Source organism: Nocardia sp. NPDC050412, assembly GCF_044458825.1.
Lineage (GTDB): Bacteria > Actinomycetota > Actinomycetes > Mycobacteriales > Mycobacteriaceae > Nocardia.
The window spans coordinates 228,249-246,322 of the sequence record NZ_JBITIJ010000008.1 but is presented as its reverse complement, the minus strand read 5'-3'; the positions used below and the strand labels follow the sequence as shown (position 1 = coordinate 246,322).

Sequence of the window (18,074 nt, the reverse complement as noted above, 5' to 3'; positions counted from 1 at the left end):
ACCGGCTTGCCGGATTTCCCGTAGTGCGGCTCAACCTATGGCTGGCGCGTTGCGCACACGGGCGGCAGGGGTGCGGGCCTGCAGTCGTCTGGGTTTGTCCCGCGTCGCGGGGGTTTTCCGGCTGTTCCAGTTCGGCGGCGGCTGCGTCAGGTTGCGGTGGTGAATTGTATAGATCTGGATGACTTGATCGACCTGCTCGCGAGTGAATCGGAGGCGGCGTCCGAATCGAGTGTGTGGGATGCGTTTGTGACGGGCTTCGTTCTCTAGCCAGTGTGGCGAAGGCAGGCCGAGAGCCTGCGCGACGGCTTCGGGCGAGTACAGAACTGGCAGGTCGGCGACGTCTTCGGGCATGGTCTTCTCCGTTGGCAAGGTCGGGCCGTCAGATCGTGTATCGGAAAGGGCACACATGCCTGGGCGTTGTCACGGGGTTGTCCACTGACGTAGTTGGGTCGCGATTTGCGTGGGTGTGATGGTGATCGTGTGACGATGTCGGGCTGTGCGATCGGTCAGGGTCACGTGGATCGTGCCGTCGCCAGCGATCGTCGGATTCCCAGTCATTCGGCGTTTGATCGCATTGCGCTCATCCAGTCTGGTGCGGATGATCAGCGCGGCCGTAGCGAGGACATCGCGGTGGCGCTGGTGGGCGGTGGCCACGCTGACCCGGGTTAGGCGAGGAGTAAGCGTGAACCTGGTGTACCCGGTCGACAACTGGAATGCCGGCGCTGCAACAACCGTGGGCATTTCTCCCTTTCTGGTCGTCAGATGTCTGTGTGCTGACGGGCAACGGTCCGGGACGCAAGTGCAAGCCCTTGGCTAGCAGGTGCCGACTGTTCGGGCCGAAGCATGCTGTGGCGGAACGGAACTTGGCCGTGTTCGGAACGCTCCGCCTGAACCCGAAGGCCTTGTGATGCCCCGATTCACGACCTGCGTCACAGGGTGGCACTTCCGATGCCGCGGTATCCGCATTTCACCCCGCGTGTCGTATTCCGTAACGTTTACGTGCGAGTTGTATCGCGTGCGATATAGTGATTGACTATCGGTGCACGGTTGTTTCACGCGGCGGCGCGGGGCCCCGTGGTGCGCGCGTGCGATGATGCGGCCATGCCGGTACCGGAAGCCTCGCTGTCTCCACAGCAGAGGAGGGTGCGCAAAATGAGGCGCGACGCCGTCGGCGCTGCGATCCGGCGTGCGCGCGAGGCGGCTGGCATGAGCCAGGACGACTTGGCCGAAGCCTCGGGAGTGTCGCGACCGGTTATTGCCCGCATCGAGCTGGGAAACAGTGGGGTCCAGGTCGATCGGCTATGGGATCTGGCCGAGGCGTTGTCTATGACTCCCTCGGCCTTGCTTGCCGACGCCGAACATCACATGCCTGCGCCCAAGCGGCGCCACTGACCGGTAGGACACGCTCGTGAACCTCCGGAACCCCTGCGACGATCGAGTCCACGGCGGTCGGGGTTTCCGGTTTCAGCGCACTGGGCTCGCGGGTTCGGTAGCCGAGGCTCGACATCTCCACTGCCAGCGTGCGGTACTGCCAATCACTGATGACACCCAGGGTGCGCGCGCGGCGAAGCAGCGCCCACATCGAAACCTTCCACTCGCTTTTGAGGTCGAGCAGCCGCTGCACCGTTACCTGTCGGGATTGCAGATCACCGCGGATGTCGCGCACCGGCATCGACAACTCGGCCGCGAAGCTGTTGGCCTGTTTCTCCTGGTCAGGATGCGGAATCCGGTGCATCACCATATGCCCCAACTCGTGCGCGAGGGTGAATCTCTGCCGCTCCGCCGGAGTACCCACATTGAGCAACACGAGCGGATCCTCCTCGGCCGCACTGCAACTGACCGCATCGACCGGAACCGTGTCGGCACCCGAATCCAACGGCAGCGGCGCGACCAGCTCACGACAGACAACGAGCGCCCCCGCCCCCTCGATCAACTCCACAACCGAATTCAACCGGCCACGCCAAACTCCCAACTGCTCACGCACCGTACGCGCGGCATCGGCAGGAGTGTTCAGTTCATCGACCTTGATACGAGGAATCACACTGCCCACCAGACGAGGCGCGGTCGCCGTCAGTCCGTTCAGCTGTATCCGAGTCAGTTGAGCAACGCATGAATCCGCTTCAGATCACCCGCCGCCGCGGCCTGCTTCTTGCGGTGGTGCACCAACCCGACTCCCGCCCCAACCATCAAAGAATCGGGCTACTGGACTGCACACGTCGGATCGGGCTGGGGCTCAATACCGTCGAACGCTAGGTCCGCGTACTAGAACCTGACCGGATGCGCCGCCTACATAGATACCGCGCCGGCCTGGTTGACCTCTAACGTGACCACCTCCGTCAGTGTCGCACCGCCGAGTTCGGCATGCCGGTTGCGCACCTGTTCGACCAGATCAAAGCCCTCGGCTGCACCGGCAGCCCGAACGTCTGCACAAGTACCGGGCCAGAGCCGTTTTCCGGCGGCGACCCCAGAATGGGTGGAGGCGTTGATGTTTGGGGCTCCTCGGTCCTCGCGGTGGTTCGACATGAGCGGACGCGCTGGTAGAGCCATTGTTCAACCTTGATCGGGACCGGTGCGAAGGGTCCTTGGAGTACTGGTCATGAAAAATGTTGTGCTGCAGTGGAACCGACTGCACGGGCGCTTCGTCCAATCGATAGAAGGACAACAGTAGAGATCGGCCGCAGGGATGTATGCGGTTAGATCGGATCGATCGGGGGATAGGATGATCGCGAAGGATGCCTACCAGCGAACCCAATCTGGGGCTGGGCGCGCACCACGCAAAGAATTCGAGGGGCAGTTCGGCGCTTTATATATGGCTGCTGGCTGCCCGCCGCTTCGAGCCCTCGCCGCGCTGGCACAAAAGCGAGCATTACCGGCGCCGGGTGCCCAGCTAGCCGTGTCGGCCCAGCGGATCAGCGACTGGAAGACCGGTCGTAACGTGCCTTCCCGATTCGAGGCGTTGCGTCCGGTGTTGCTCGTTCTGATCGATCGTGCCCGTCGGCGGCGGGAAACGGCCGACGCTGCGTTGCTGAGTCTCAAAGTGTGGAGAGAACTTTGGGCGCAGGCACAACCGTCCAAAGTGAGCCGTTTCCCCGCAATTATAGCCTGCCCGTTCCGGGGTGCGGCTCCGTACTCGCGGCAGGACGCAGCGATCTTCGCCGGAAGATCGCGCGCCATCGGGGATTTGGCGACTTTGGTTCACGAGGCTGCGGCTTCCAGCGGTCCGAATAGACTTGTCGGGTTGGTCGGCGCTGCGGGAATCGGGAAGACTTCCCTGCTGCAGGCTGGATTGGGGCCGGCTCTTGAGTCATCGCCTGCACGCGGATGGACTGTGCTATCGGTCTGTTTGGGCAGTGATCCGGTGGGGTCCGTGACGGATGAAATCAGCCGCTGTTCGACCCTCGGCCGCGCAGACGCACCTGCATCGGACGCCGACTCGTCAACCGACGATCAGAGGCTGCTGATAATCGACGGGTTCGAAGTGTTCTCTTCTCGCTTGCTTGAGGATGAGACGCGCGAGTCCTTTTTGCGGCTACTGGTGACGCTGACCGATGTTGCGGTCGTGTTGATATCCCTCAGACCTGATTGCATTGCGGCATGCGGAAACTACCCGGTGCTCGCCGACATGCTTGCCCACCGTAGCTATGTGCTCGAGCCCATGGACTCCGACGAGTTGCGGAGTGTCATCAGCGAGCCGCCGAGTCGGATGGGGGTGAAGGTTGAGTCCGGCCTCGAAGAAGTCCTTCTCACGATAATTCTCGGCAGCCGGGTTCATCGGAGCCGCGGCGGCCATCAGAACAGCAACCTCGCCATCACGTCAATGACGATGGATGCGATGTGGCCGGAACGAGAAGGCATGCGATTGACCATCGCGAGCTTTCGCCGCATAGGGGGAATCGAGGGAGCGCTGCACCGGGTGGCGGATGCCGCATGGAGTGATCTCTCCGCTGCCCAACAGCGCTGTGCCAAGCGACTGATTCTGAACCTTGTGTCGATCCGTGCGGATGCGGACGACACGCGTCGTCGAGTCCACCGTGATCAGCTCCAGCAGATCCTGGGCGGCACGGCCGCCGCGGCTGACGCACTGGAGAAGTTGCTGCGCGCGAGGTTGATCACCGTGGCCGAAGACGAGGTGTATCTGAGTCATGACCTGCTGCTGACGTGGCCGCCGCTGACCGTGTGGCTCGAGTATGAACGGCCAGCTCTAACGTACGCCGGTTAATGCGACGTCCGGTCCGGACAGCAGTTTCACGCCGTTGTCCTTCGGTTATTGCGCTGCAGGACTGCATGGATATTGCGTTCGCTTTGGTGCATGCCTAGAGTCGGATTAGAGGCGCTGCTCGCAAGCATCCCATGTTGCTCAGTGGTCGATCGGAGGGTTAGTTGTCGACCTAGATATTCTGCCGGTTTCGCACGGCTTGAATTTAAATGGCTGCGCTTGAAATCCAGCTAATACTTCATCGAAGAGTCGAAACGAGTACCTGCTCATGATTCGAGTGCGCTCGGGCTATGAAGGCTGGATTCTGGGTACGTCGCTGTATCTGACGGGGGTCGTCGAATCGTGCACCGGGTACGTCGAGGAAGGAACCTTTCCAACGATCATCGGAAGGAGGTGAAATATCATGGAGATTGATTTCAAGAAAGTCAACATCGAGACCATTAATGATCTCGACCTCGACGACATCGTCGGCGGGGGACCAGTACAGGGTTGCGTCGGCATTTAAGCTAGCGCTCTCCGAATGATCGGAACGCCCCGCCATGGGGTTCCGGGCATGTGTCCGGAACCCCATGGTGCTCCAACTGTTCATCAGATAATCGTGAACTTGAGGTCATACATGAAGTTTCCCGTTCTTGCCGGTCAGGCAGACTTGCTCTTGGAGCAGGAGATTTCGGGGCATTCCAGCAGCCCTTTCGGCTTCATGATGACTTTTCCGGATCAGGTGCAACCCCAGCACATTGTCGTTGGAATACAAGCCGTTGTCCGCGGGTTCGCCGCGCTGCGACTGCGATTCTCGGGCTCAGCGGAGCATGGATATTGCCAGGAGATCGATCCGTTCGACGGACGTGATCCGGCCATTGAATTCCATGATGTTTCGGATGTCGACGTCGATACGCAATCACGCTATATGCGAAGCCTTCTCTATCGAGATGCCGTCGAGTGGGATTGGGACCATCGTGGGGTCTATCGATTCGTAGTTGTAAAAGCTTCGGAGCGCAAGTATCAGCTCGTGATTTCGTTGCAGCAAGTCGCCGTCGACCGGGTGTCGATCGTCTTGGTGGTCAACGCGCTCCGATCGACTGTGCTCGCCGTCGCGCAGGGCAACGATCCGGTGGTGCCTGACGACCGCTACGAATCTGCTGTCGCAGGAGCACTCTTGACACCTGCGGCCGAAACAGCGGCGAGGCGGTACTGGGAACGTGAATTCGATCTACCCGACGAGGCATTCGATGGCTGTCTCGATATTCCTCCTGCACGTCCGCGAATGCACGCAGCGGCCGTTGCAGGTGCGGCATATCTCGAGCTCAAACGAACCGCCGCAGCCGGGGCATGGGGCCCGTCGGCGATGTTTCTCGATCGCTTGATCGCCGCGTGGCAGAGGCATCAACCCCGCACAACTCTGGTCGATGTGGTCTACACGATCCGTTCGGAAGGCTTGGCGCATCAAGTCGGCATGTTCTCGACAATTCGTCCCATTGTCGTCGACCTTGGTGGGCGTTCGTGGCGTGACAGATTCGCCGGTCAGCTCATTCGTACGGCGGCATACCAGCAGGTCGACAGCCGGGAATTGCGGAACCTCGAGCTGCGGCGAGGCGTCCCACAACGCCCCTTTCCGGTGTTCAACTACATCGATGCCGCCGGCCCCGGCCCTAAGAGCAAGCAATTCGATGTAGTGCCCACGACGAGATTCAATGCGCCGTATGCGCTGGTCAGGCCGATATCTGTGAAGGTTCGCGATACTGGCGATGCCTTCACCGTCGATGTACAGACGAACTCCGCGAAATTCTCGGTTGAAGAATCTGCGGATATTCTCAGTCAATTGGTGGGGCAATGACACAGGATATGATCGCGAAGAAGAATGAGCGACGCTCGGGCCTATCCCGATTTCGTAAGAACTCCCTCGACCGATACGGCCGATCCAGCATTTTCGGTGCAGTCGCGTTCCTCGCCGGTCGTGATCCGAACGGACTCGGCGTCCGGGCCAGTGATTCCTCCGATGTGCCGTATTACCCACAAATGACGTCAGCGGACTGCGGGCCGGCGTGTTTGCGCATGACCCTCGCCAGCAGGGGCGTCCACGTATCTGCTCGGCAACTTCGGGAGGAAGCCGGGAGCGGTCGAAACGGGGTGTCCGCATCGACCTTGCTGGAACTCGGTCGACGGCACGGGTTGGATGGCCGCGGAGTACGGACGAATCTATCCGGGCTTGCGCACCTCACATCCGGTTCAATACTGTTCTGGCGGCTCAACCACTTTGTCGTCCTGGAAAAAGCTACCCGGTCTCATGTTGTGATCATTGATCCGGCCGTCGGGCGTCGAGGTATCAGTTGGAGCGAGGCCGATGTCGATTTCACCGGCTTGGCTTTGGAATTCACCGGCGAAGCAACCGTCGCCCGCCCTGATACCGAAAAAGCGAGGAAGAATGAGAATATCGCTCTCGCGACTTCATTTATGCCTCGAACGTCGAAGTGGCTCGGCGCCATGGCCACATCCTCTCTGCTTCTTGTCTATGCTCTGATATTTCCGTTCGTTCTCGGGCGCATGGTCACCGCTGGTGCCGATGCAGTGCACGTCAATACATCAGGCCATCTGCTATTGGCCGCAGCTCTGATTTGCGCGATTGCCTCGTTCGGACTGCTGCACTTCGCCCGTTCGCGATTGATCGTCACGATCCAAAGCCTGCTTGAGGAGCGCGCGGGCCACCTACTCATGGGGTCCCTCAGCCGACTACCGCTGGACTTCTTCACCGCGCGGCATCCGGGTGATCTAGCCCAGCGGGTACGGTCTACGGCGCGACTCAAGCAGGTCATATCGGTCACCACCCTCGGTGCTGTATTCGATGCGATACTGATCGTCGGATATGTGCTGGTGATCGGCTATCGAGAATTCTGGTTGTCGCTCGCAATAGTTGCCTGCATCGTTGGATTCGTGCTCGTGACGGCATTGTCGTGGCGGCGACAGCGGCAGCTGTCCTCGGATGTGCTCGAGGCGCGCACCAAGTCGTCCAGTGAGCTTCACGAGATTCTGACCAATATAACGACAATCAAAGCATTGGGCGCCGAAAGCATCGTGCAAGCCCGCTGGCTGAATTCGTTTGCCAACGAACTGACATCCGGTACGAGGCAGCGGCGCCATGCTGGAACAATTTCGTCGTTCATTGCGACTCTGCAGTTCGCCGCGCCGTTGTTGGTCCTGCTCATCGGTGTGTCCGTTGCCGTACGCAGCGGTTCAGGTTTGTCCGCTGCGGTCTCGTTGGGGGCCCTGAGTTACGGGTTGTTCGCCTCCTTGTCGAACCTGTCGCTGGCATCGACCGCGCTTGTGGAGCTCACTCCCGATCTGTATCGGATGAACGACATCTTGACGAGCCCGATCGAGCGACGCGGCTCCCGAGGTATGGCGCAGCAAGATCGGCCACCGTGCGTTCGTGTGGAACGCGTCTCGTACACCTATGTCGGTGCGACGACGGCATCGGTTCGCGCGGCGACAGCTGAAATTTCATCAGGTCGGCTGCTGGCGATCATCGGACCATCGGGATCCGGGAAATCTACGTTGGGAATGCTGATCGGTGGGTTGCTGAGCCCGACATCCGGCCGAATATTGATTGACGACGTAGATCTGGCCGACATCGACCCGATCGAGTACCGCAAGCACATCGGATATGTCGACCAGAACAGTACGTTGATGTCCGGAAGCATTCTGGAAAATATCCGGTTCAGTTGCCCCGATGCTTCCCTCGACGACGTGCGTGCAGCGGCGCGTATTGCCGAGATCGATGAATTCATTTGCACCCTGCCTATGAAATACGAGACGTTACTCGGTGCCGGTGGCACCGGTGTGTCGGGCGGACAGCGACAGCGCATGGTTTTGGCAAGAGCGCTGGCTAAAAAGCCGTCGATGCTGATCCTGGACGAATCAACCAGCGCGGTTGATCCGGACACCGAAAGTAAAATTCTCCGCAACATTCAGGATCTAGGGATCACGACCATAGTGCTCGGCCACAGAGCGGCGCTGACGGTCGGAGCATCCAGAATCCTCAGGATGACGGACGGCGCCGGTGAATTTAGGTCCGCTCCCGAAGGCTCTTCGCCTCTGCGCCACACATTGCTTCGGCCATAACGGAAATGGCAATGCGATGAGAATTTTAGGAGGTACTCGTGAACTTTGAAAAGTATCGGCCATCGGGCGCGAGCAGCGCCGGTATTCCTCGTGGCGAGTCCGACGCGACCTACTCGTACCGGATACTCGGCGTGCTGGAAGTGAGACGGTTCGGCAGACGGGTCGACATCCCCAAGGGAAATACCCAGAACGTGCTCGCCGCGCTGCTGCTGAACTCGAACTCAGTGGTAACTAGCGACACGCTGATCGAGCGTATCTGGGGAGACCGGCCGCCCAAGACTGCCCGTGCGGTGCTACAGAATTCTGTTTCGCGTCTTCGGTCGCTCACCGACCCGACTCACAATGCCAGGGCGGCACCCACACCGATTGTCACAGAACCGAACGGCTACTCGATCCGCGTCCAGGACGGCGCGCTCGACCTGCATCGATTCGACCGTATGGTGGTGGCCGCCGAAGCGGCAGGCACCGAAGGGCGAATGCGGGACGCCGCGGACCTGCTGTATCAGGCGCTATCGATCTGGCACAACGATCTGCTGCCCGATGTCACAGCGCTCGGACTGCGTCGCGTCGAGATCCGACAACTCTGTGAGCGCCGGGTCGGCGTGCTGGACCGTTGGGCAGATCTCGAACTCGGCTCCGGGCAGTCGCACCGGGTCATCCCCGAGTTGCGTGCCGCCATCACGGCCATGCCCACCGCGGAACGCCTGCGCTACCAGCTCGTTCGCGCCTTGGCCGACAACCAACAGATCGGAGAGGCAAGCCAGCTTCTCCAAGAAACGGAGACGATGCTGCGCGAACAGTACGGACTGGAGGCGCGGCCGGTACTGGAGCGCTGGTGGAGGCAGCTCGTAATCCGAACCTCCGGCGAGGGTGTGCGCTGGCCGCAGATCGTCAATACCTGACGGCGCACGCGCGTGCCGTGGGTAGGTCGCCGAACGCTGGCCCGTCCCGGAACCGGGACATCGACACAAATGCGATCGAACTCAAATATCAGTGATGTCAACGAAAGTAACGAGATGGACCAGTACGTTCGTGCCTTTGTGGACCAGGGATTCGTCCTTGTCCCGGGAATGCTCGACGAACCGACTCTCGGACGCTGGCGGGCCGCGGTCGATCGGACCGCCGTGACGGTGCGGGCGGCGCCCAAGGCCTATGAGAGTCGATACACCCTGCGTACCGAGGATGAGACCGACACCTGGGGCGTCAGCCACATCTTCGACCTAGCGCTGTACGACCCGGTGTTCGCAGAGGTCTTCGAGCATCCGGCGCTGATGGGCTTCGTCCACGCGGTGCTCGGCGAGCAATTGCGGTTCTGGAGCGCACACGCGCTGTGGGAACCGACATCGGTGAACTACGAACTGAACTGGCACAAGGACAACATGGAGACCGATCGATACGCACTGGACGGTCGGAGCACCCATGTGCAGTTCAACGTCTGCCTCACCGCCGACGACTGCTTCCGGGTGGTTCCCGGTTCGCATCGGCGACCGTTGACCGACGCGGAACGCGCCCAAGTCGACTCGAGCGGCACGGGTTCGCTGCCGGGCGAGCTCGCGGTGCGATCCCTGCCCGGTGACGTGCTGTTCATGAATCACCATGCACTGCACCGCGGTTCGGGCGTCGCCGGTGTCGTGCGCCGCACCTTCCACATGAATCTGCAGGCCGCGGACGAGCCGACCGGTGGTCACACGTCATGGCGATTCATGCGGCAGGAAGGCTATCTCCAACGCATGTCTCCCACGGTGCGTGCGCTGATGGAGAACACGATCGCTTGGGACGATGCGCACCCGCTGCCGATTGCCGAGGTCGTGCGCCGACGCCGAGCCAGCCGGTACATCAAGCAACACGATGCAAGAGCAGCTGGGGGAACACAGCAATGACTACTCCACAGCAGTTGCGGCGCGAGGCGATCCAGATGACCGCGCACGCCGTGACCGGACACATTCCGTCGAACCTCTCGGCGATCGAAATCATCTACACCCTGTTTCTGCGCGTCCTGAAACTGGACCCGGCACGTCCGGACTGGCCGGACCGGGATCGTTTCGTCGCAAGCAAGGGCCATTGCGCGGCCGCGATCTATCTGGGCATGTCCGCGGCCGGGATCATCGACCGGAGGCGGCTCGACGACTTCAACGTCGACGGCAGCGAGGTGCCTGCCATTCTGGCTCGATACGGCCTACCGGGGCTGGAAGCCGATTCGGGACCGCTCGGCCGGGGACCTTCGATCGGTATCGGCATCGCGCTGTCAGCCAAGCACGACGGCAGGGACTACCGCACGTACGTGCTCGTCGGGGATGGCGAATGCCAGGAGGGCCAGATCTGGGAGGCAGCCATGCTTGCACCCACGCTTGGCCTTGACAATCTGGTGCTGATCGTGGACGACAACCGGCTGCAGGGCTCATTCGAGACCAGCAGTGTAGTGGCCGCCGATCTGGGCGATCGGTTCACCGCGTTCGGCTGGCAGTGCCATCGAGTCGACGGCCACTCGGTCCCGGAATTGGAGGCGGCGCTACGGGCTCCACAAGACCGCCCGAAGGTCGTCATCGCGAACACGATCAAAGGAAAGGGGGTGTCCATGATGGAGAACCAAACAGAATGGCATTACCGGAGACTCACGTTCGGTGAGCTGGTAACGAGTCTGCGGGAGCTTCGATGACCACGGTCGGCGAAGTGGTCGGCGAGTTGCTCATGCGTAACGGCCGGCGCGCAGGCGACACCTATCTCATCGTCGCCGACGGCAATCTGAACGGCACCGAGCCGTTCGTGACGACGTACCCCGACCGGTTTCTGAACGTGGGCATTGCCGAGCAGAATGCCGTGTCGATCGCCTCGGGACTCGCATACAACGGCAAGCAGGTCTACCTCTGGAACTGCAGCACTTTTCTGCTGTACCGGCCGTTCGACCAGATTCGGGTGGACGCTGCCTTTGCCAGGACCCGACTACGGCTGATCGGCACGAGCTCCGGGCTGACCCGCAGCGCGTCCGGCATCGCCCACATCGCGATCGAGGACATCGCCTTGATGCGAGCACTGCCGAACATGACCGTCGTCTGTCCAGGCGACATCCTCGAGGCACGTCAGCTGCTGGAGCAGTGCCACGAGCTCGACGGGCCGGTCTACGTGCGCTTCGGATTGGAGAACCAGGACCTGCCCGAGATCCACGAGCCGGGCACTCGGATCGCGTTCGGGCGCGCGGTCACGGTGACTGACGGCGACGATGCGGCGCTGATCGCCACCGGGAACATGTTGGCGGTGGCTCGGGGCTGGGTCGACGAATTCGCCGAGGCGGGGTTGCGCGTGCGGCTTGTGAGCATGCCGACCATCAAACCGTTCGATACCGCGGCGGTGGCGGCGCTGGTGGCCGAGGGGCTGCCGATCATCACGTTGGAGGACCATTCCGTCGTTGGCGGGCTGGGCAGCGCGATGGCCGAGGCCATTGCCGGCACCGGCCTCGGTGTTCCGTTCCGCCGCGTCGGGGTGCCCGATCGATATCCATACATTGTCGGCACTCCCGACTATCTCAACGACCACTTCGATATCCCAGGCGTGCCAGAGCTGCTGGCTTGGATCAGCAATCCCGCCATGTCTCAACCGCAGGAGTACGTCACCCCATGAATAGGTCTCTCGCAGTCGCAGTCGCAGGAGTCGGATCCTGCATGTCCAGTCTCGTGCAACTGGTCGCCCTGGCCCGACAGAGTTCGACGCCGTTGGCCGGAATCATGTACGAGCGTATCGGTGGCTATGCGCTCGGTGAAATCGAGTTCGTCGCGGCCTTCGACGTCGACGCTGGGAAAGTCGGGCTGGACCTGAGCAAGGCCATTTTCCAGTCACCCAACGCAGCGAATGCCCATGTCTCCGTGGACCCGGTCGGAGTGGTGGTGGAAGCCGGACCGCTGCTCGATGGGGTTACCGGGCCGTTGAGCCGAGTCATCACCACCAGCGGTGAGAGTGCCGGACTGGATCCGGACATCATTCGCAAGCGCCTGGTCGAGACCGGCGCCGAGGTGCTGATCTGTCTGCTGCCCACCGGTTCGACCGAGGCGGTGCAGATGTACGCCAGGGCCGCCGCCCTGGCGGGAGTGCCGTTCGTCAACGCGACGCCCGAGCCCGTCGCGCACGACGCCGAGCTGGTGGCGTTGTTCGAGAACCGAGGTGTGCCCCTGCTCGGCGACGACCTGCGCAGTCATTTGGGCGCGACGACGCTGCATACCGCGCTGCTCGACCTCCTGCACTCGCGCGGGTTGCGGGTGGTCAACACGTATCAGCTCAATGTGGGCGGCAATACGGATTTTCTCAACCTGGCCGACCCGGGTCGCTCGGCGAGCAAGCAGCGCTCCAAGCGCCGCGCGCTCTCCGCCGCCGGAATCGACGCGAGCAATGTCGCAGCCGGTCCCAACGGCTTCGTACCGCATCTGGGCGACACCAAGATCGGGTTTCTGCGTATCGAGGCGGACTCGGTCCTGGACACACCGCTGTCGCTGGAGATTCGGATGGAGGTCGAGGACAGCCCCAATGCCGCCGGGGTGCTCGCCAACGCTGTTCGAGCGGTGGTGGCGGCGAAAGCAAGCGGGATTTCGGGAGTGGTCGACGACGTGTGCGCGTTCCTTTTCAAGAGTCCGCGGCGGGCCGCCACCGAGGCCGTCGGACTGCGCGAGTTCCAAGCCTTCGTCGCAGCGTTGCCATGACCATCCGATACGCCGCGCTCGATCTGGACGGCACGCTGATCGATGGCGCCGACCAGCCCTATCCGGGAGTAGTGGCGGGGCTCGAAGCGCTGCGGAAACGCGGGGTGATGCCGCTGCTGGTATCCGGTCGTTCGGCGCGTTCGTACCGCAATCTGTGCCACCTGGAGGATCTTTTCGCGCAAGTGGACGACGAGGTTTTGCTGAGCGAAGGCAACGTCCGGCTTTCCAGGAAAGCCGACGCACTGACTTTCCTGCGGACCTCCCCGCACCAGGTGTTGCGTCGCCTGATCGACGATCCCGACATCGATGTTGTTGCTGAGTGGTCGGGCGACTTCTACGCCGCTACGGCCCGCGCTGCAACGCAGTTCGCGATGGCCTACCGCCTGCCCCGGCACCAAATCGCGGTGGCCGTCCCGATCGCTGCGGCTACGCCGCGGCCCACCGCAATGACCGTGTTCCGAAGCCACACTCCGGTTCCGGAGCTAGTGGCGGGACTGGACTGCGAGGTCGTGTCGATCGGTCCGTTCGATGCGCAGGTGGTCAGACCGCGTGGCACCGGTAAGGCGATCGCGCTCGCGCGGCACCTGCGACGGCGTTTCGGCGAACCGGATCTGAACCGCACGCTGGCGGTCGGCGACGGTGCGGTCGACGCGGAAATGCTGAGCGCCTGCGCAATGAGCGTCGCGCCCCAGGGTGCCGACGCTGCCGCTGCCGCGGCCGCTGACTTGCATCTTCGGAGCGACCTCGCTTCATTCCTGCACGACTTCCGTCCCGAAGGGAAGACATGACTGTGACCGAAGCGGTTTCCCAGGAGATAGAACTGGTTCTCCTACTGTCATTGCCGCAGCCGCGCCCCGACGAGGTCGAAGCGATGCTCGGGCTGCTGAACACGCCATTGGACTGGAACCTGGTGCTCGGGATGCTTACTGTCCACCGAGTCATCGGTGTGGCCTGGCACAACATCGTCCGATACGCGATCGAGCAGCGACAGACATTGCGGCCGGCGTATTTCTTCAGATCGCTGCAGGTGACTGCAGGCGGTCAGCGGGTGATGGGCGCCGAACAGATGTCGCGTACCGCGCAGGTACAGCGGAATCTCGACCAGGCCGGGGTGCGCAGCGCGATCCTCAAAGGTGGCGCCGTGGCGGCGATGGCGTACCCGGATCCGAGTATGCGGATGTTCTACGACAACGACCTCCTCGTGGATCGGGATCGACTCCCTGACGCGACAGCGGCGCTGCAGGGTGACGGCTACGTGCAAGGCAGCTGGAACTATGCCACCGGCTCGGTGCGTACCGCGCCACGACGGCAGGTGCTGCACATGGCCGTGCACTCGCATCAGACGTACACATATATGAAACCGACGCCCGACGCCTCGCTCCTGGAGTGCCATCGGCTCGACGTGCACTTCTCGATCGACCTGATGACCGGAAACCGTAGCGACAGCGCGGTGTCGGCGCTGCTCGACGCCCGCACCAAGCTCAACGGGCTGAGCGTGATCTCGGCGACGGACATGCTCATCTTCACTTGCCTGCACTTCGCCAGGGAGGCCTCTTACCGCAACGAGGTGCTGGCGCTCAAGGATCTGGTGCTGTACAAGCTCGTCGACGTCCTTGTGCTCATCGGGAACCACGACTTCGACGATCTGCCTGCGCGAGCCGAGCGACTCGGCTTCTCCCGGGAGGTCTATTTCGGGCTCCACTACACCGACGCGGTCTTCCCCGGGCGTGTACCCGCCGGTTTGCTCGATCGGCTCCGGCCGGACAACATCGGCTACCTGCACGAGGTACGCGATGGCAAGGCGGTGATCCATCAATGGCGTGGGCCGGTAGTGGCGAGGATGTTCGACATCCATCGGCTCCGTCAATTCGACGGCGACCTGAGCATTCCGGTGATAGGCGGGTAGGGAGCGGTGCGATGACCGAGTTGATCGAGACGGGTGTTACGTCATGATGACGAGCGGGGACGTGCGTGCCCTCGTTGCCGACGCGCAACGGACCGGAGCACGCCGGGACAGCGATACGCAGCGAAGGCCGGCCATGGATGGCGGCACTCATTTTGTGACCCTGGTGAAGCCGGAGGCCCTGGCAATCGGCAGCGCGGCCGACGCGATGGTGGAGGTCGCACGGGTACTCGGCGAAGCAGAGGTGACCATCCTGCGCTGTGCGCTGATGCCGGCCAGCGACTACGGCGAGCTCGGGTTTCTGCTCCAGCACTATCCCCGCCTGCACCGCATCGCCGTCGATGGGGCCCCGGGACTGTGTTCGGATGCACGCCGGGAACTCGGCTCGCTCCTGGATCGGTCGGAAGCGAACGTCGCACTGGGAGCGTTCGAGGCCGGTGTGTACGACGCGGCGCTGTCCTCGGCAATGTTGGAGGCTCGTTGTCGCCAGGCGGGCATCCACAAACTGGGTTCCGGCTCGTACGTCTCGGTGGTCGAGCTGAACGGGCCTCCCGTCGCGGTGTTGAACGGGTTCGTGCCTGCCCTGGCGTCGAGTTATCGCGACCCCACAGCGTTGGTCGGACTTATCGAGTGTCACAGCGACCGGGAGATCGCTGATCTGCGCACCAACGTCCTCGGCGCCCTCAACCCGAATGCCGCATCCCCGACCTCGTTGCGTGGCGCGCTGGCCGCGTTGGTCGGCTCGCAGCACGCAATCACGTTGTCCGAGGGCCGCAACGGGGTGCATCTGTCGGCGGGCCACCTGGAGGGGATGTTCCAGTCCTGGCGGTACTTCGCTGCGGCTGATGGGCACGGCCTGGACCGCACCGCACTGGGCCGAGCGCTGGCCGATCGCGGTGCACCGCTGGCGGCCGTCGCGGCGCTGGCTGGCGATCACAACGTTGCCGAGGATTCCGGAAAAACGGTAACGCCGCATGGCGACACGGAAAATCTCAGCCGCGAGGCGGTCATCGACCGGGTGTGGCAATGGACCGACAAATCGAGAGGTTCCGACAGATGAGCAGTTTCCCGAGCGGACTCGCGGGTCGCACCGCGGTGGTGACCGGTGGCGCCCAAGGCATCGGCGCCGCAGTGGTCGAGCGGCTGTGCACAGCAGGCTGCCGCGTCATCATCTACGACAAGAGTGCCGATCATGGTCATGCCAGGGTGGATGAATTGGGGCAGCGCGGTCTTCCTGCGCATCTTGCCGTCGGTGACGTCACAGATTCGGCCGCGGTGGAGGCGGCGTTCGCGGGCGTGCCGGTCGACTGGTCGACGCCGACCCTCCTGGTGAATTGCGCCGCAGGCTTCGTTTTCGAAGGCATCGCGGCGACCCCGGAGCAATGGCGTTCGGTGCTCGATCCCACGATCGTCGGCCTCTCCATCGTCACGCGGACGTTCATCGACGGTTTGCCGGAACATGCCCCCGACGCGGCGATCGTGAACATGGCGTCGATCTCTGCGCATATTGCCCAGGACGGCTACCTGACGTACAACACCAGCAAGGCGGCGGTACTCGGATTCACCCGCTGTGTGGCGCAGGAGCTGGCGCCGCGTGGCATCCGGGTCAACTCGGTGAGTCCGGGAACAGTTTGGAACGCCAACAACGAGCGCTACCACCGCGACGTCCTCGGCCTTGACCGAGCCGCGGCCGAGGCAGCCCCGGAACATGGCGGCAAGTTCCTGCTGAAGCGATTCGCTGACCCGGCAGAGGTCGCGGCGCCGATCGCGTTCCTGCTGTCGCCCGAGGCGAGTTTCATTACCGGTGTGGATTTACCGGTTGACGGCGGATATCTGGCGGTATGACGAGCCCCTCGACGACATCGCCTCACGTCAAGCCGACAACCGGTACGACGACGGCGTCCACTAGCGGCGGCTGGCTGGGTCGTGGAGAGCAGCGAAGGCGGAGAGGAATAGGGTGCGTTTGAGTTTGTGGTTGCCTGATCGGGCGGGGTGTTCGCTGCGGATCGAGCTGCCGGATCGGTGGGTGATCGGGGCGACGCCGCGTAGGACGCGAGGTGGCCGGCGGTGGCGAAGGCCGAGCCGTCACCGACTTCGAAAAAGATGCGGGCTCCGGTCCTGACTCCGACGCCGGGCATCGAGGTCAGGACCTTGGCAAGAGGGTGATCGTCGAACATCCTCTCGATGTCCTCTGCGATCTGTTTTCGTTGCAGCAAAACAGATTTCAGAGAATCAGCCAGTTTCGGCAGTAGGTTTCGGCGGCTTTAGCGCTGGGAACGACGAAGGTTTGCGCGGGCAGCGCTGCGAGAATTTCCTCGACCAGGCGTCCGCCCATGCGTGGCGCGTTTTTAGTTGTTATGGCAGTTAGTTTGCGTCTACCCGCGGCGTGGATTCCCTCGGACCGCCGCAACGGGAAAGGATTTCCAGCACCGCCGGGTGGGCGACGCGGGGACCCAGAACACGTTCTAGAGCGGGATGGATGTTGGTTAGCAGCCCCGGATCCGGTTGCTGGTGCGGGTCGCCTCACCGGCCAAGCCGACGACAACACTGAGCTCGGTGAGAGTTTCGTCGCCGATCGACCCGGCGCAGCGTGTGCGGCATGGTGCGGGCGTATCAGCGATGATGTGCGCGTCGCGGCGGGCGTCGGTCTTGGTTTGGCCGGTAGACAGGTCAGGTATGCGGCGCATCGACAGACCGCAGGTACGCCACGTCGTGGCCGTAGGCGCGGGCGACGGTGACCGGTAGCGCGCCGATGATGTTGGGCTGGTCGACCACGATCAATAGGGGTCCGTGGGAGGCGAGTTGGTCGAAAACCGCTCGTAGCCGGGACTCGTCGTTGGGCACTGCCTTGTCGAACAACCGCTTGCCGTTCGTGTCGAGCACGACCGCGTGGTGTTCGCCTTTCCCCACGTCAATGCCGCAGAACACGGCATACGCCTGTGCCACTTCGCATTCCCTCACCGCATCGAAAACGCTCTGGACAGCCGCCGATCTGGCGTCAACGCCCGGCACCACGTTACGGAGACCTACCAGCAGCCCTGTCCCCATCAGCAGTCCGTCGACGCCACCAGCACACGCGACACCCCCCCGGACCATGCGAAAGACAGGGGCAAGAAGTCAGTCATACGGGCCTGGCGACTCTGGCCCTATGTCA

Annotated in this window: 16 protein-coding genes and 1 pseudogene; 13 read left to right on the top strand and 4 right to left on the bottom strand. The window is 62.6% G+C overall.

Annotated features, from left to right (window positions below; genetic code table 11):
* Positions 1 to 30 precede the first annotated feature (30 nt).
* Complete coding sequence (locus ACIBI6_RS23955) at positions 31 to 351, bottom strand: helix-turn-helix domain-containing protein (RefSeq protein WP_396957876.1); 321 nt, start codon at positions 349 to 351, stop codon at positions 31 to 33.
* A 69-nt stretch (positions 352 to 420) separates the two neighbouring features.
* Positions 421 to 741, bottom strand: coding sequence for a hypothetical protein (locus ACIBI6_RS23950; protein WP_396957874.1), 321 nt, complete (start codon positions 739 to 741; stop codon positions 421 to 423).
* A gap of 360 nt (positions 742 to 1,101) precedes the next feature.
* Between ACIBI6_RS23950 and ACIBI6_RS23945 the strand changes: the two genes are divergently transcribed.
* A complete protein-coding gene (locus ACIBI6_RS23945) occupies positions 1,102 to 1,392 on the top strand; it encodes a helix-turn-helix domain-containing protein (protein WP_396958009.1) in 291 nt (96 codons plus the stop codon).
* On the opposite strand, the gene ACIBI6_RS23940 is transcribed toward ACIBI6_RS23945, so the two are convergent.
* Positions 1,325 to 2,041: an ImmA/IrrE family metallo-endopeptidase gene (locus ACIBI6_RS23940; protein WP_396957872.1), complete on the bottom strand. Its 717-nt coding sequence runs from the start codon at positions 2,039 to 2,041 to the stop codon at positions 1,325 to 1,327. The two genes, ACIBI6_RS23945 and ACIBI6_RS23940, sit on opposite strands and share 68 nt — an antisense overlap.
* A gap of 678 nt (positions 2,042 to 2,719) precedes the next feature.
* Here ACIBI6_RS23940 and ACIBI6_RS23935 point away from each other — a divergent pair.
* The 12 genes from ACIBI6_RS23935 (at position 2,720) to ACIBI6_RS23880 (ending at position 16,765) form a co-directional block, all read left to right on the top strand.
* Complete coding sequence (locus tag ACIBI6_RS23935) at positions 2,720 to 4,219, top strand: ATP-binding protein (protein ID WP_396957870.1); 1,500 nt, start codon at positions 2,720 to 2,722, stop codon at positions 4,217 to 4,219.
* Positions 4,220 to 4,832: 613 nt separating this feature from the next.
* The gene (locus ACIBI6_RS23930; protein WP_396957868.1) at positions 4,833 to 6,050 is read left to right on the top strand and encodes a hypothetical protein; all 1,218 of its coding nucleotides are present in this window, start codon (positions 4,833 to 4,835) and stop codon (positions 6,048 to 6,050) included.
* Positions 6,051 to 6,058: 8 nt separating this feature from the next.
* Positions 6,059 to 8,332 (top strand): peptidase domain-containing ABC transporter, encoded by a 2,274-nt coding sequence (locus tag ACIBI6_RS23925; protein ID WP_396957866.1) that lies wholly within the window; start codon positions 6,059 to 6,061, stop codon positions 8,330 to 8,332.
* Between the two features lie 38 nt (positions 8,333 to 8,370).
* The gene (locus tag ACIBI6_RS23920) at positions 8,371 to 9,234 is read left to right on the top strand and encodes a BTAD domain-containing putative transcriptional regulator (protein WP_396957864.1); all 864 of its coding nucleotides are present in this window, start codon (positions 8,371 to 8,373) and stop codon (positions 9,232 to 9,234) included.
* Between the two features lie 114 nt (positions 9,235 to 9,348).
* Positions 9,349 to 10,212 carry a phytanoyl-CoA dioxygenase family protein gene (locus ACIBI6_RS23915; RefSeq protein WP_396957862.1) on the top strand — a complete coding sequence of 288 codons (864 nt, stop codon included), beginning with the start codon at positions 9,349 to 9,351 and terminating at the stop codon, positions 10,210 to 10,212.
* On the top strand, positions 10,209 to 10,988 hold the full coding sequence (locus tag ACIBI6_RS23910) for a transketolase (RefSeq protein ID WP_396957860.1): 780 nt from the start codon (positions 10,209 to 10,211) through the stop codon (positions 10,986 to 10,988). Before ACIBI6_RS23915 ends, ACIBI6_RS23910 begins: the two co-directional genes overlap by 4 nt.
* Positions 10,985 to 11,947, top strand: a complete 963-nt coding sequence (locus ACIBI6_RS23905; protein WP_396957858.1) for a transketolase family protein — start codon at positions 10,985 to 10,987, stop codon at positions 11,945 to 11,947. The genes ACIBI6_RS23910 and ACIBI6_RS23905 overlap by 4 nt, the downstream gene beginning before the upstream one ends.
* 41 nt (positions 11,948 to 11,988) lie before the next feature.
* Positions 11,989 to 13,017, top strand: coding sequence for an inositol-3-phosphate synthase (locus ACIBI6_RS23900; RefSeq protein WP_396957856.1), 1,029 nt, complete (start codon positions 11,989 to 11,991; stop codon positions 13,015 to 13,017).
* Complete coding sequence (locus tag ACIBI6_RS23895) at positions 13,014 to 13,805, top strand: HAD family hydrolase (RefSeq protein WP_396957854.1); 792 nt, start codon at positions 13,014 to 13,016, stop codon at positions 13,803 to 13,805. Before ACIBI6_RS23900 ends, ACIBI6_RS23895 begins: the two co-directional genes overlap by 4 nt.
* Positions 13,802 to 14,923 carry a nucleotidyltransferase family protein gene (locus ACIBI6_RS23890; protein ID WP_396957852.1) on the top strand — a complete coding sequence of 374 codons (1,122 nt, stop codon included), beginning with the start codon at positions 13,802 to 13,804 and terminating at the stop codon, positions 14,921 to 14,923. The genes ACIBI6_RS23895 and ACIBI6_RS23890 overlap by 4 nt, the downstream gene beginning before the upstream one ends.
* A gap of 154 nt (positions 14,924 to 15,077) precedes the next feature.
* Entirely contained in the window at positions 15,078 to 15,980 is a 903-nt protein-coding gene (locus ACIBI6_RS23885) for a hypothetical protein (protein ID WP_396957851.1), read from the top strand.
* Positions 15,977 to 16,765: an SDR family NAD(P)-dependent oxidoreductase gene (locus ACIBI6_RS23880; RefSeq protein ID WP_396957849.1), complete on the top strand. Its 789-nt coding sequence runs from the start codon at positions 15,977 to 15,979 to the stop codon at positions 16,763 to 16,765. Before ACIBI6_RS23885 ends, ACIBI6_RS23880 begins: the two co-directional genes overlap by 4 nt.
* 66 nt (positions 16,766 to 16,831) lie before the next feature.
* Here ACIBI6_RS23880 and ACIBI6_RS23875 read toward each other — a convergent pair.
* Positions 16,832 to 17,866 (bottom strand): annotated as a pseudogene (locus ACIBI6_RS23875) (IS110 family transposase); the annotation flags it as partial.
* Positions 17,867 to 18,074: the final 208 nt, after the last annotated feature.